The sequence below is a fragment of the Magnetospirillum sp. genome (assembly GCA_027532905.1).
Lineage (GTDB): Bacteria > Pseudomonadota > Alphaproteobacteria > CACIAM-22H2 > CACIAM-22H2 > Tagaea.
On record JAPZUA010000004.1, the window covers coordinates 415194 to 428917 of the forward strand.

Annotated in this window: 15 protein-coding genes; 5 read left to right on the top strand and 10 right to left on the bottom strand. The window is 66.1% G+C overall.

Annotated features, from left to right (window positions below):
- Positions 1-16 precede the first annotated feature (16 nt).
- The 3 genes from O9320_15890 to O9320_15900 are packed head-to-tail and all read right to left on the bottom strand — an operon-like array spanning position 17 to position 2780.
- Complete coding sequence (locus O9320_15890) at positions 17-1189, bottom strand: acetyl-CoA C-acetyltransferase (protein MCZ8312328.1); 1173 nt, start codon at positions 1187-1189, stop codon at positions 17-19.
- A 39-nt stretch (positions 1190-1228) separates the two neighbouring features.
- Positions 1229-2383, bottom strand: a complete 1155-nt coding sequence (locus O9320_15895) for an alpha/beta fold hydrolase (protein MCZ8312329.1) — start codon at positions 2381-2383, stop codon at positions 1229-1231.
- Positions 2298-2780, bottom strand: a complete 483-nt coding sequence (locus O9320_15900; GenBank protein ID MCZ8312330.1) for a hypothetical protein — start codon at positions 2778-2780, stop codon at positions 2298-2300. Before O9320_15900 ends, O9320_15895 begins: the two co-directional genes overlap by 86 nt.
- A 98-nt stretch (positions 2781-2878) precedes the next feature.
- Here O9320_15900 and phaR point away from each other — a divergent pair, with 98 nt between their 5' ends.
- Positions 2879-3595: a polyhydroxyalkanoate synthesis repressor PhaR gene (phaR, locus tag O9320_15905; protein MCZ8312331.1), complete on the top strand. Its 717-nt coding sequence runs from the start codon at positions 2879-2881 to the stop codon at positions 3593-3595.
- A gap of 7 nt (positions 3596-3602) precedes the next feature.
- On the opposite strand, the gene O9320_15910 is transcribed toward phaR, so the two are convergent.
- The 4 genes from O9320_15910 to O9320_15925 are packed head-to-tail and all read right to left on the bottom strand — an operon-like array spanning position 3603 to position 5975.
- Positions 3603-4175: a hypothetical protein gene (locus O9320_15910; protein ID MCZ8312332.1), complete on the bottom strand. Its 573-nt coding sequence runs from the start codon at positions 4173-4175 to the stop codon at positions 3603-3605.
- Positions 4172-4468, bottom strand: a complete 297-nt coding sequence (locus tag O9320_15915) for a hypothetical protein (protein ID MCZ8312333.1) — start codon at positions 4466-4468, stop codon at positions 4172-4174. The genes O9320_15910 and O9320_15915 overlap by 4 nt, the downstream gene beginning before the upstream one ends.
- Complete coding sequence (locus O9320_15920; GenBank protein MCZ8312334.1) at positions 4465-5085, bottom strand: gamma-glutamylcyclotransferase; 621 nt, start codon at positions 5083-5085, stop codon at positions 4465-4467. Before O9320_15920 ends, O9320_15915 begins: the two co-directional genes overlap by 4 nt.
- 11 nt (positions 5086-5096) lie before the next feature.
- On the bottom strand, positions 5097-5975 hold the full coding sequence (locus O9320_15925) for a DMT family transporter (protein ID MCZ8312335.1): 879 nt from the start codon (positions 5973-5975) through the stop codon (positions 5097-5099).
- A 50-nt stretch (positions 5976-6025) separates the two neighbouring features.
- On the opposite strand from O9320_15925, the gene O9320_15930 reads away from it, so the two are divergent.
- On the top strand, positions 6026-7066 hold the full coding sequence (locus O9320_15930) for a DUF2125 domain-containing protein (protein MCZ8312336.1): 1041 nt from the start codon (positions 6026-6028) through the stop codon (positions 7064-7066).
- A gap of 21 nt (positions 7067-7087) precedes the next feature.
- Here the strand turns inward: O9320_15930 and O9320_15935 are convergent, their stop codons facing one another.
- Positions 7088-8734, bottom strand: coding sequence for an electron transfer flavoprotein-ubiquinone oxidoreductase (locus O9320_15935; protein ID MCZ8312337.1), 1647 nt, complete (start codon positions 8732-8734; stop codon positions 7088-7090).
- 81 nt (positions 8735-8815) lie between these two features.
- Here O9320_15935 and O9320_15940 point away from each other — a divergent pair, with 81 nt between their 5' ends.
- From O9320_15940 to moaB, 3 genes are all read left to right on the top strand, one after another.
- Entirely contained in the window at positions 8816-9625 is an 810-nt protein-coding gene (locus O9320_15940; protein ID MCZ8312338.1) for a uracil-DNA glycosylase, read from the top strand.
- A gap of 166 nt (positions 9626-9791) precedes the next feature.
- Positions 9792-11825, top strand: coding sequence for a lytic transglycosylase domain-containing protein (locus O9320_15945; protein MCZ8312339.1), 2034 nt, complete (start codon positions 9792-9794; stop codon positions 11823-11825).
- Between the two features lie 6 nt (positions 11826-11831).
- A complete protein-coding gene (moaB, locus tag O9320_15950; GenBank protein ID MCZ8312340.1) occupies positions 11832-12389 on the top strand; it encodes a molybdenum cofactor biosynthesis protein B in 558 nt (185 codons plus the stop codon).
- Here moaB and O9320_15955 read toward each other — a convergent pair.
- Complete coding sequence (locus tag O9320_15955) at positions 12386-12976, bottom strand: TIGR04282 family arsenosugar biosynthesis glycosyltransferase (GenBank protein MCZ8312341.1); 591 nt, start codon at positions 12974-12976, stop codon at positions 12386-12388. The genes moaB and O9320_15955 overlap by 4 nt on opposite strands.
- Positions 12973-13629 carry a TIGR04283 family arsenosugar biosynthesis glycosyltransferase gene (locus O9320_15960; GenBank protein MCZ8312342.1) on the bottom strand — a complete coding sequence of 219 codons (657 nt, stop codon included), beginning with the start codon at positions 13627-13629 and terminating at the stop codon, positions 12973-12975. The genes O9320_15955 and O9320_15960 overlap by 4 nt, the downstream gene beginning before the upstream one ends.
- Positions 13630-13724 lie beyond the last annotated feature (95 nt).

The window sequence follows — 13724 nt, forward strand, 5'->3', positions numbered from 1 at the left end:
TTTTTATCCGCGTATTTTATCGCTCAACGCACATGGCAATGCCCATGCCGCCGCCGATGCACAAAGTGGCAAGACCCTTCTTGGCATTGCGGCGGCCCATTTCGTAGAGCAGCGTGGTGAGCACGCGCGCACCCGAAGCACCCACCGGATGGCCGATCGCGATCGCCCCGCCATTGACGTTGACCTTGGCCGTGTCCCAGCCGAGATCCTTGTTGACCGCGATCGCTTGTGCGGCGAACGCTTCGTTCGCTTCGACGAGATCGAGATCTTCGTGCTTCCAGCCGGCTTTCGACAGAGCCAGGCGCGAGGCCGGGATCGGGCCCGAGCCCATCAAAGCAGGCTCCACGCCGGCAGTCGCCCACGACGCGATGCGCGCGAGCGGCGTGATGCCCCGGCGGGCGGCTTCCTTGGCGGTCATCAGCACGAGAACGGCGGCACCGTCGTTGATGCCCGAAGCGTTGCCGGCCGTGACCGTGCCGTTTTTGTCGAAGGCCGGGCGCAGCTTGCCGAGCGTGTCGAGCGTGGTGCCGTGCTTCGGGTATTCGTCGTCGGCCACGACCACGTCGCCCTTGCGGCCCTTGATCGTGACGGGCGCGATTTCGTCTTTGAATTTGCCGGCCTTCTGGGCGGCCTCGGCCTTGTTCTGCGAGGCCATCGCGAATTTGTCCTGCTCTTCGCGCGTGATCTGCCATTTCTGCGCGACGTTCTCGGCCGTGTTGCCCATGTGGTAGCCGTGGAACGCATCCCACAGACCGTCTTTGAGCATCGTATCGACCATTTCGGCCGAGCCCATCTTGGTGCCGTTGCGAAGATTCATCGCATGCGGCGCTTGGCTCATGCTTTCCTGGCCGCCGGCGACGACGATGTTGCTGTCGCCGTTGCGGATCGCCTGGAAGCCCAGCGCCACGGCGCGAAGCCCCGAGCCGCAAAGCTGGTTGATGCCGTAAGCGGTTTTCTCGACCGGAATGCCGGCGGCGACGGCCGCTTGGCGGGCCGGGTTCTGGCCCTGTGCGGCTGTGAGGATCTGGCCCATGATGGCCTCGTCGACTTCGGCGGGGGCCACGCCTGCGCGCTTCATGGCTTCGACGATCGCGATCTGGCCCAGATAATGCGCCGATACGCCGGACAGCGCCCCGTTGAAGCTGCCGACCGGCGTGCGGGCGGCGGCGGCGATCACGATATCGGTCATGGTTTTCTCCCGGTTTTTGAAACGATCTTGACGCGCACTCTACCTGCCCCGCTTGGTCGCGGGCAAGCGCGCCAGCCAAGCCGCGAGTGGCGTCCACAATTCCGCACGCCCGCGCCCGCCCACGACCATGCCGATATGGCCCAAAGGCGGCGTGAGGCGATCGCATTGCGCAAGCCTGTCGGCAAGGGCCGTTGCACTTGCCGGCGGCACGATGCGGTCCTGGGCCGGGATCACGCACAGACTCGGCAGGTCGATCGCCTGCGGCAAAACCGCGCGCCCGCCCAACGTCCAGCGCCCGCGCATCGGGTTGTTTTCGCCGTACCAGCCGACCAAAGTTTCGCGCGCGACAGGGGCTGCCAGGGCCACGCCGTCGTTGAGCCAATCTTCCAGCGCCACAAACGCTTTGAATTTGGGGTTGTCTTCCGACACGCCGGCCAAAGCGCGGAATTTGCGCGCCGCCAAAAATGGATCGAGGGCCGTGAACAGGCCCTGCAGCACGTCGACCGGCAATTCGCCGACCTTGTCGATCCACGGCCACCACGGCTCGAAGGCTTCGCCGATCCCTTGCGCCAGATCGACGCGCTCGGTGTGGAAGTCCCAAGGCGTGGCAAGCAGTGCGAGCCCGCTCAAACGCGCTTGGCAGCGCATCGCGAGCCCCAAAGCCAGCAAGCCGCCCATGCAATAGCCGAGCACGGCCGGTTTGCCGCCGCGCGCACCTGCCGTCTTTTCCACGCATGCCAGCATCGCCGCCAAGCGGCTGTCGATGTAATGCGTCAAGCCGAAGCCGCGCTCGATCTCGCCGGGGGCCGCCCAATCGACCAGAAACGGACGGAAACCTTGCGCTGCCAGAAAGCGCGCCAGCGAATTGTCGGCTGCAAGGTCGAGAATATAGGCGCGGTTGATCAGCGACGGGACCAGCAGCACGGGACGCGCATGGCTGGGTGCGTCGGGCGCATAGTCGTAAAGCGTGGTCGTCCCTTCCTGCCAGGCGATCGTGGCGGCCGGCACGTCGCGGCGATAGGCGGCTTTGCGGTAGCGCACGAGCCCGTCGTGGAACTCGGCCAAGCGGCGCTTGATCTCAAGGCCGAGAGCGGTGCGGAACGCCGCTTCAGGATGTTTTTGGCGTTCGCTTTCCAGCACGCTTGCGCGCGGGGCGAGGCTTTTGTGCCATTGGAGCGGCAGTTTCTGCGGCAAGCCTTGCTTCGAGTTCGGCAACGCGGCGGCGCAGCTGAGCCAACTCGTCGCCGCGATCGTCGCGTGCAGCGCCAGCGGGCGCGGCCCCACGCGCGGCAGGTGTTTGGGCGAAGAAGTCTTTGCCGTAGAACTCTTTGAAGGCGCCATGCGCAAAGACATTCGCAGCTTGACCCGCTTCGTTCAAGTTGCCGCCCTTCAGGCCGTCGGAAGCGGCCGCCCAAATCCCGGCGAGCCCCGCCGGCCCCATCGCGGCCCAGATTTGCGCATAGCGGCCCAGCGTGTGCGCCATATCCGGATCGGCGGCGACGGCCGCGATCTGGTCTTGCCACAGATCGAGATAGCGCTTGGCGAGCTCGTCGAGGGCCAGACCTTCGAGGGGGGGCGGTTTGTCGCTCATCGGCGCAAGTTTAGCAGACGCAAACGCCCGGCGGCAGGGGCTTGCCGCATTGCACGCGTGCGCTTGCGAAATCGCGGCGCACATGCAAGGCTATCCCCATGAACGATACGACAAATCCCCCGCCCCCGCCCGGCGCCGCCGCCGCCGCCCCGAATGCCACTGCGCCGAATACGGCAGCGGATTCCGGCAAAGAGCCGGTGAAGATCAAGAAGTACGCCAATCGGCGCCTCTACAATACGGCGACGTCGAGCTACGTCACGCTCGAACATCTGTGCGCGATGGTGAAGCAGAACACCGATTTCGTCGTGCACGACGCCAAAACCGGCGAAGACATCACGCGCAGCGTGCTCACGCAGATCATCGTCGAAGAAGAGAGCAAGGGCGGGCAAAACATGCTGCCCGTCGCCTTCCTGCGCCAGCTCATCTCGTTCTACGGCGACAATCTGCAGGCCCTTGTGCCGCGCTATCTCGAAAGCTCGATGGCCGCCTTTGCGCGCAACCAAGAGCAGATGCGCACGGCCATGCAGCAAGCTTTCGGCGGCATTTTCCCGTTCGCCTCGACGCTGGGCGGAACGCCGTTGGGGTCGCCCTTGGGTTCGATCGAAGAGATCGGCAAGCAGAACATGGCGCTGATGCAGAACGCGCTCAAAATGTGGTCGCCCTTCGGCTTCGAGGGCGGGGCGGGTTCAGGTGCGGCACCGGCCGCTGCGCCGGAACCGGGTGCGAACATCAAGGGCGACGAATCGCTCGACGAGTTGCGCCGCCAGCTCGAAGAAATGCAAGCCCGCCTGACGACCCTCACAAAAAAGAGCTAGGGCGGCCTTACGCCTTGCCGGTTTCCTGCGGGTCGATGTAGCCGCGCTCGAGCGCGCGATGCAGCGCTTCGTAGGCTTTGACGCCCTCTTCGAACAACGCGCGCTTTTGGCGCAAGGCGGCAAGGTCGGCAGCCTCGCTTGCGTCGTCGAGGAAACAGGCCATCGCCGAATTGAGATAGTCCGCGCGCAGTTTGGCCACGGCCGCCGCGAATTCGATGAAGCGTTCGCGCGTGAGGCCCGGGATCTGCGCGTGGATGATTTCGCGATTGACCAGGCGCACCGATTTTTCGAGATAGGCCAGCATCTTCACGACGTCTTCCGGCGGCGCCCAATCTTGCGTTGGCATTGGCGGTTTCCTTCCGAATTTGCGTTTGGGCAGCGGCAGCAATGTTGGATCGAGGGCATAGGCGTGGGTCGGCAATTCGGGCGCTTCGCTGAGCAGGCCCGAGCGCGTCAGCGACAACCCGTATTCGGCGAGGTCTTCTTCGCGCCCGCGCGCCATCACGCTGCCCACAACCGAGCCGCGCAGCTGGTGGATGCTGTCGACCAGACGCGTGCGGGCAGCAGGATCGAGCGTCATGGGGCAGGTTTTTTGCCGGCAGCCGCCGCGAAGGCCGTGGCCCCCGCCGCCCCGCGCTGGCCGAGCAGTTGGATCACGCGCGTGTAGACGAGCGGCGGGGCGGGTGCCTCGATCTCGCGCAGCAATTTGGCGGCCGGGTCGACCTCCTGCAGGATCGCGCGCGCATTGTGCACGAGCAGGCGGTTGCGCAGATGGATCTCTTTGTTGAGCGCGTCGAGCGTTTCGGCTTCGGCCAGCGAAAACTTCTTGAGCTCGTCTTCGCTGGGAGTGCGATACGATTCGAGCAGCTTCATGGCTCGCTACCGAGGCGGGGAGCCTTCACGGCAGCCAGCAGCTGCGACAGGCCGCGGTCGCGAATGCCGAGCCGGTCGAGATGCTCGACCGTATTTTCGAGATAGGCGCGGTTGGCACCGCGTTGGCCGACCGAATGGCGAATGCGATCGGCGGTTTCGCCCAAATCGAGCTTGCCGACATAACCCGGCTGCGTGCGGTCGACCACGAAGGTGCGTGCCACCACTTCGCGCCCGTCCATCAAGGTCACGCGCAGATCCATGCAATGGTAGGATCGGTTCAGCATCTCGCGCTCCCACAGATATTCCATCGTGCGGGCCCCCTCGCGCGGTGCGACACGATAGGCAATACCGCGGCACGAGCCGCCCTTGTCGAGCCCCAACACGAGGCCCGGACGCTCGGGCGTGCCGCGATAGCGCGTCGAGCGCACGCAAAACGAGCGATGGAAACCCATCAAGCGGCCGGGCCGCGCTTCTTCGTAAGGGAAGCCCGGATCCCAGATCAGCGAGCCGTAGGCAAAGACCCAGAATTCGCGCGATTCCGGCGGCGGCGGGCAACCCTCGCACGGTGCCAGGCGGCCGGTTTCGTGTTTGAGGTCGGGCTTGTTCGAATCGGGCATGTGCCGCGGCCCTAGCCTTTCTGCACGAGAGCAACGCCGGCGGCCGCCACGGCCATCCCGACCAAGGCGACCACGCCCAGCGTTTCGCCGAAGAGCAGCCATGCGAACACGGCCGTCGTGGGCGGCACCAGATAGAACAGGCTGGCCAGCTTCGCAGCGGCCCCTTGGCGCACGAGAACCATCAGCAGGCTTACCGCTCCCACCGACAGGACGACGACGAGCCATCCCATCGCGATCACCATATTGGTGCTCCAGATTACCGTCATCGGCTCGAAAATCAAAGCCACGGGCAGCAGCACGGCTAAAGCCGCCGCGTATTGCAGCACGGCCCCGCTGCGCACATCGACGTTCGGGCAGAAGCGCTTTTGGTAGAGCGTGCCCACCGTGATGCCGAACAAACCAACGACCGACGGCCAAACGGCGGCCAACGCCACGCCCTCCAGCGCCAGCTTCTCCCACAACACGGCGAGCACGCCCGCAAGCCCCAACCATAGGCCGAGCCATTGGCGGATACCCACACGCTCGCCGAGCAGACGGCCGACGACGGCCCCGGTCAACAAGGGCTGCAGCCCCACCACGAGGGCCGAAATCCCGGCCGGCAAGCCCCAGTCGATCGACACGAACACGCCGCCTAAATAAAGCCCATGCAACGCAATGCCGACGATCGCCACGTGCGGCCATTGCGCAAGGGGCGGAAAGGGTGCGCGCACGATCAGGCACAAAGCGCCGAACAGCGCGACCACGATCGCAAAGCGCACGACGAGAAACGTCAGCGGCTGCGTATAGGGCATGCCGAGTTTGGAAAAGATGAACCCCGTCGACCACAGCAGCACAAAAACGGCGGGGGCGGCGGCAATCCACAAAGCGCTGGGCGGGGTCGTTTGGGGCATATTCAAGTTCGCAGGCAGAGAATAGCCGAGGCTGCGCTATAAACCCAGCCATGAGAAAAATTCTGTGGATTGCGGGCGGCGTTGGCGTCGTGGGCGTAGCGCTGTGGACGGGCGTGTGGCTCTACGCCGCGCGCCACATCGAAACGCGCCTTGCCCAATGGCAGCAGGATCAAGCGGCCGCGGGTGTCGCACTCGATTGGCAGGCGGGGACCCTCAAAGGCTGGCCGTTCGGCTGGCGGCTTGAGCTCGAACGCCCGCAAGCGGCCGGGGCTGGACCCGCCGGCTGGCGCTGGTCGGGCGACCGGCTTGTTGCGCGCCTCGACCCGCGCGATTTAGCACACGTGTCGTTCCGGCTGCCCGGCGAACAGAAGCTCAATCTGGGCAGAGGCGACCTTGCCGTCGCGGCCGATCTGCGCGCGGCAAATCCGCTTGGGTCTTTGCGCTTCGACGACCAAGGCCGGGTGGCCGAACTCAAGCTCGATCTCGAGACGGTCGAATTGCAGGTGGGCACCAACGCGCCATGGTCCGCCCGCCGCGTAGCCGCAACCCTCGCCCCGCACCGCCCCGACGTCCCCACATCCTCGAGCGACATGCTCGACCTCACGGCCACCATCGACGCCCTGCGCCTGCCGGCACCCATTGCCGCCGCTGCCGTGCTGGGCCGCGACATCAAACGCTTCGGCATCCAAGGCCGCCTCGAAGGCCCGGTGCGTGGGGCAAGCCTCGCCCAAGCGCTCACAGCTTGGCGCGATGCGGGTGGTGCGGTGCAGGTGACGGCGCTCGCCCTCGAATGGGGCAACTTACGTCTCAATGGCGACGCCACCCTTGCGCTCGACGAACAGAGCCGCCCTTTGGGGGCGGGCACGTTGCGCATTGCCGGAGCCGGCGAAACGCTTGATGCCTTGGCGCAGAGCGGCACCATCGATGCGCGCAACGCCGCCATGCTGAAAATCGCGCTCGCGTTCCTGGCGCGCAACGACCCCAACAATGGCGGTGCGCCGACCGTGCAAATCCCGTTCGCCGCCCAAGACGGAGCGCTCAGCGTGCACCGCTTCCGCTTGCTAAGTTTACGGCCGCTGGCGTTCGAATAAGGGCGGCGAAACGCCGCCGCCTTACATATTCGGATAGTTCGGGCCGCCGCCGCCTTCGGGCACGACCCAGTTGATGTTCTGCGTCGGGTCCTTGATGTCGCAGGTTTTGCAGTGCACGCAGTTTTGCGCGTTGATCTGCAGGCGCGGATTGGCGCCGCTGCCATCGCGTACGATTTCGTACACGCCGGCCGGGCAGTAGCGCTGCTCGGGCGCGTCGTAGCGCGCAAGGTTGTAGGCAACCGGCACGGATGCGTCTTTGAGCGTCAGGTGGGCCGGCTGGTTTTCTTCGTGGTTCGTGTTCGACAAGAACACGGAAGAAAGCCGGTCGAAGCTGATCTTGCCGTCGGGCTTGGGATAGTCGATGGGTGTCGAGGCCGCGGCCGGGCGCAAGCTTTCGTTGTCGGGATGGTGTTTGAAGGTCCAGGGGGCGCGGCCGCGCAGCACATACGAGTCGAGCGCTGCATAGGCGAGACCGACCGCCAAGCCTTTGGCGAAAGCCGGGCGGATATTGCGCACGGCCGCCAGCTCTTCGTAGACCCAGGATTTTTTGAGGGCGGCCGGATAAGCATCGAGCGTGCCGATGCGGCCCTCGCCTGCCAGCGCTTCGAACAAAGCTTCGGCGCAGACCATGCCGGACTTCATCGCCGTGTGGCTGCCTTTGATCTTGGGCACGTTCAAAAAACCCGCCGAGCAGCCGATCAAAGCACCGCCTGGAAACACGAGTTCCGGGATCGCCTGCAGCCCGCCCTCGTTGATGGCGCGGGCACCATAGGCGATGCGCCGCCCGCCTTCGAACAGGTCGCGGATTTTGGGATGCGTCTTGAAGCGCTGGAACTCTTCGAACGGCGACAGATAGGGGTTTTTGTAGTCGAGCCCGACGACGTAGCCGACGGCGACCTGGTTGTTCTCGAGATGGTAGAGGAACGACCCGCCATAGGTTTCCCAATCGAGCGGCCAGCCGATCGTGTGCACCACGTGGCCGGGCTTGTGTTTGGCCGGCTCGACCTCCCAGAGTTCCTTGATGCCGAGGCCAAAGGTCTGCGGGCTCGCCGATTTGCGCAGATCAAATCGTTCGAACAGCGTCTTTGCAAGCGAGCCGCGCACGCCCTCGGCAAACACGGTCGCCCGGCCGTAGATTTCGACACCCGGCGTGAAATTGGCCGTCCGTGCGCCGTCTTTGCCGATCCCCATGTCGCCGGTCGCGACACCGGCGACCGCTCCGGCTTCGGCATAGAGCACTTCGGCGGCGGCGAAGCCTGCGAACACTTCCACACCCAAACCCTCGGCCTGCTGGGCGAGCCAGCGCGCGACGTTGCCGAGGCTCACGATGTAGTTGCCTTCATTGTGCATCTGCGGCGGCGTGGGCAGCCGGATCGCGCGCGCGGCGGTCAGATACAGGAATCGGTCTTCGACGACCGGCGTATTCAAGGGTGCGCCGAGCGCTTTCCAGTCGGGCAGCAATTCGTCGAGGGCGCGCGGCTCCATCACGGCACCCGACAGAATATGCGCGCCCACCTCGGAGCCTTTTTCGAGCACGCAGACCGCAAGATCGCGCCCGCTTTGCGCGGCCAATTGCTTCAGGCGAATGGCGCAGGCAAGCCCCGCCGGGCCAGCGCCGACGATGACGACGTCGTAATCCATGCGTTCGCGGTCCGTACGGGCGGTCATGCCGAAATGCTCTTCCAAAGAGGTTGTGCCAAGACTCCCCTCTTACCCGATCCGGGGGCGGTCGTGATAGGGTCCCGGCCGATGGACGATCTTGCCGCCTTGCGCTGGCTGGTCGAGGCCGGGGCCGACGAAGCAATCGGCGAAACCCCGCTCGACCGGTTTGCAGCCTTGCCCCCGCCGCCGCCGATCGCAGCCCCGGCTGCGAAGACACCGGCCCGCGCGGTCGTCCCGGTACCGGCCGCACCTGTTGCCGCCCCCACACTTGCCGCCCCGCAGCCGGCAGCCCAAGCCGAGCTCGCCGCCCGGACGGCCGCCGCCGCCGCCCAGAGCTTGGCCGAACTGCGGGCGGCGGTCGCCGCCTTCGAGGGCTGCGCCCTCAAAGCCACCGCGACCAATCTGGTTTTTGCCGACGGCAACCCGGCCGCCCCGCTGATGCTGATGGGCGATGCTCCGCGCGCCGACGACGACCGCACCGGCACGCCGTTTTCGGGCGACATCGGCAAGCTGCTCGACCGCATGCTGGCCGCGATCGGGCTCGACCGGAGCAGCGTGTACATCGCCAATGCGATCCCATGGCGCCCGTCCGGCGACCGCCAGCCGACGCCGGCCGAAATCGCCGCCTGCCTGCCCTTTGCCCGCCGCCATATCGCCCTTGCCCGGCCCAAATTGCTGGTGCTGTTCGGCGAGCTGGCAGCCCGCAGCCTGCTCGGCACCAGCGAAGGCATCATCAAGCTACGCGGGCGCTGGAAGAGCTACGAAGATCCGGCCTTGCCCGCCCCTATTAACGTTCTGGCAACATATCATCCCTGGTATTTGTTGAAGCAGCCGTTGCAAAAACGGGATTCGTGGAGCGATTTATTGTCAATCAAACAAAAGATCGGTGAACTATAAATATAGAAAGGCATGAATAAAGCCTCTCGTCTTTAGTCTAAGTATGTGGAAAACTTTATAATTCTGCTTGCTGCGGCAGGATGTATTGCACTATGACTTTGCCGTCATGCGCCAGCCAGCCAACTATATTTCGCGGGTCGCAGTATTAGCTGTCAGCAGCTTTTGTGTGCTGACAGTTGGACTTACGTCTTTTGCCTCGAGTCAAACGCGAACCGCCGAACCGGGCGAGCGCCGGATCCAGACGGCGTCGCTGCCGCGTTTCGACGCGCTTGTGGACCGTGCGACCGAGCTGCCGCAGCCTTTGTCGGCCGCCGATGCCGCCCTCTATCGCGAGATTTTCCAGCTGCAGGCGCGCGGCGCCATCCCGGCCGCCGACCAGCTTTTGGCCAAGCTGCGCGACCGCACGCTCGTGGGCCATGTGCTGGCCGACCGCTATCTCGGCCGCCATTATCGCCCCACGGGCGACGAGCTGGCCGCCTGGCTCAAAGACAATGCCGCCCACCCGGATGCGCGTGCCATCTTCAATTTGGCGCTTCGGCGGCCGGGCGTGCGCGCCAATGCGCTGACGCGCCCGCGCGAAGAAGCCTCGTTCCAGGAACGCGCGGCGGCCGACGATCTGGGCCCCTCGCTGACCCGGCCGATGCCGCCAGGCAATCCGTCTGCGTCGGGCTTGCGCGCGCGCCTTCGCGACCAGATCGGCGACGGACATTTCGACGCGGTCGAGCGCAGCCTTGCGTCGCGCGAAACGCAAACCGCCCTCAATGCCGGCGAGATCGACCATCTGCGCGCCATGCTGGCGGCGGGCTGGTTTGCGCGCGGCGACGATGCGCGCGCCCTTGCATTGGCCGAACCGGCGCTGAAGCGCTCGGGGGCGGCTGTACCCCGCGCCTATTGGATCGCCGGGCTTGCCCGCTTCCGCCAGGAAAACTACGCGCAAGCGGCTGCGTATTTCGAAGCTTTGGCCCGGCTGCCGCAAGGCCAGCCCTGGGACATGGCGGCAGGCGCCTTCTGGGCCGCGCGCACGCATCTGCGCGCCGAACGGCCCGAGCGCTACAACGAATGGATGGCGCTGGCGGCCGAGCATCCGCGCACCTTCTACGGGCTCATGGCCGCGCGCGTGCTGGGCGTGGAGCCCGGCGTCAATTGGAATCCCCCGCCCTTGAGCCAGGTCGAGCTCGACCAGTTGCAGCGCTTCGGCGGGGCTGCGCGCGTGTTCGCGCTGCTGCAGGTGGGCCAAGACCGCCGGGCCGAGGTCGAATTGCGCCGCATCTCGGCACAGAGCGGCGGATCCGCCAACCGCGCCATTCTGGCCGTGTCGATGCGCGCCAATATGCCCGGCCTGTCGATGCGCCTGGCGCGCGAAATCGCCGACGTCGACGGCAGGCGCTTCGACGGTGCGTTCTATCCGATTCCGCATTGGCAGCCGGTCGGCGGCTACGACGTCGATCCCGCCCTCGTGTTCGCGTTCATGCGGCTTGAGTCCGCGTTCAACCCTTCGGCCGTGAGCCCGGCCGGTGCACGCGGTCTCATGCAGCTGATGCCGGCAACGGCGGCAGCCATGGATACGCGCAGCTTCCGGGGCCGCGCCGAATTGCTGCTCGATCCCGAGATCAACGTCACGCTCGGCCAGCGCTATCTGCGCCATCTCATCGACGAGCCGCTTATCGGCGGCGAGCTTGTGCGCTTGGCCGCCGCCTACAATGGCGGGATCGGCAATCTCACGCGCTGGAAGCGGCTGCAGGACAATCGCGGCGAGAAGCGCGAAGACGCGCTCCTGTTCCTCGAAAGCCTGCCCTCGGCCGAGACGCGGCATTTCATCGCGCGCCTGCTCTATTCCTACTGGATGTATTCCGAGCGCCTGGGCCAGCCGACCGCAAGCCTCGACCAGATCGCCCAGGGCGAATGGCCGTTCTATGCGCCGCCGGCCGCCCTCGCCAATCGGCCCGCAAGCCCGCTTGTGTCGCTGCAACCGCCCCCACCGCCGCCGGCCCCGGGCCCGCGCGTGGCTGCCGAGCTCGTTGCCGTTGCAGCTGCCCCGGTCGCCGTTGCCGCAGCAGCCCCGATTGCCGTCGCCGCACCAGTTGCGCCGATCACGGCCGCCGCCGCCGTGCCGCCGCCGCCGGCCCCGAGCCCGCGCATCGCAAACCTTCTGATGCCCGAGCCGGCACCGGCCCCCAGCCGTACGGTCGTACGCCGCTAGCCGAAGATGCCGAAGATCGACGAAACCCAACCGTTTCTGGCGTGCAACATCGCCATCCTGACCGTGTCGGATACGCGCGATGCGGCAAGCGACCGCTCGGGCAACGCGCTTGCCGAAATGATCGCGCGCGACGGCCACAAGGTTGCGGCCCGCGCCATCGTGCGCGACGACAAGGACCATATCCAAGCCCAGCTGCGCGCCTGGATCGCCGACCCTGCGATCGATGTCGCGATCTCGACGGGCGGCACCGGGGTCACCGGCCGCGACGTCACACCCGAAGCTTTCGAGCCGCTGTTCGACAAGAAGATCGACGGCTTCGGCGAGATGTTCCGCATGATCAGTTTCCAGAAGGTCGGCACGTCCGCGCTGCAGAGCCGCGCCGTCGGCGGCGTTGCGGGCGGTACGTATCTGTTCGCCTTGCCGGGCTCGCCTTCGGCCTGCCGCGACGGCTGGGACGAGATCCTGAAATGGCAGCTCGACGTGCGCCATCGCCCATGCAACTTGGTCGAGCTGATGCCGCGCCTGCTCGAGCATCTGCCCAAAAAGCCCAAAGCGACGGTTTAAGCCTTCACGCGCTTCTGCCAGCTGCGCCAATCTTCTGCCGTGTCGATGTCGGCGAGAACGCGCAGTTTTGCCACGCGCGCGCGCGGCGCATTTGCGAGCGTATCGACCAGCGCATATTCGCTCGACCAGCGAACGCGGTCGAACAGATGCGCGGCAAAGCGACCGCTGCGCACGCCCACGAGCCAATAGCCGCCATCCGCCGCCGGGCCGAACACGATGTCGGCGCCCCCGAGGGCTGCAAACGCTGCGGCGATGTCGCGGCCCTGCATCTCCGGTATGTCGCCGCCGACGATCACGGTGGGGCCGGTGCGGCCGGCAAGGCTGCGCGCCATGCGCTGGCCCAAATCGCCGCGCCCTTGGCCTTCGCGTGCCACGCCGGGCGGCCAGACGCGCGACACGCGCCGTGCCGCATCGGGGGCAACGCACAGCACCGTTCGCCACGGCCCGCCGCGCATTTTGGCGAGCGTGGCGGCCAGCGTGCGGCGATAGAAGGCAAGGGCCGCCGCGCTGCCAAGCCCCCTGGCGAGCCGCGTTTTGACGCGGCCGATCTGCGGGAATTTGGCGAACACGATCAGCGTGCGTTTCATCGGTAGAGCCTTGCGATTGTCTGCGGCGACACGCCCGCAAAATAGAGGCCGAGGCACAGGAGATTGCGCAGCGGCCGCCGCAACCAACCGTCGCGTTCGTAGCGCTTCGCCGAGGTCGTCGCCGTCGCGGCGAGTTCGACCAGCCGCTTCTTGCCGATGCGGCGCACGAGATCGACGTCTTCCATGAGCGGCAGCGGCCGGTAGCCGCCGAGCTTTGTATAGAATTTGCGCGCGATCAGCAGCCCCTGGTCGCCGTAGGGCAATCCGAAAACGCGCGCGCGCCAGTTTGCGAGTGCAGCAACGCGGGCCGCGCGCGCATCGTCGGTTGCGAAGGCAAGCCTGCAATAGCCGGCCTTTTCGCCGTTCGCAGGATCGGCCGCAAAGGCCGCGACAGCGGCCCGCCAATCGGCCGAGAGCGTGGTGTCGGCGTGCAAAAACAAGAGCCAATCCCCGCTCGCCGAGTCGGCCCCGGCACCAAGCTGGGTTCCGCGCCCGCGCGGCGCCGACAGCACGCGCATACCAGGGCCTGGCTGCGGCGGGGTTTTGGAACCGCCGTCGACGACGAGAATTTCGCAATCGGCACCCAACGTCGCCAGCGTCGCGCCAAGTTCGGGGCCCGCATCCAGCACGGGCAGGACGACCGAAAGTTTCACGTGCGGTGCGATATGGGGCGGGTCGACATTTTTGGAGTCTGCCGCATCAAATCCCGTTCGCCAAGAGGTGCAGAAATGGTCTAAAAATCGTTCCT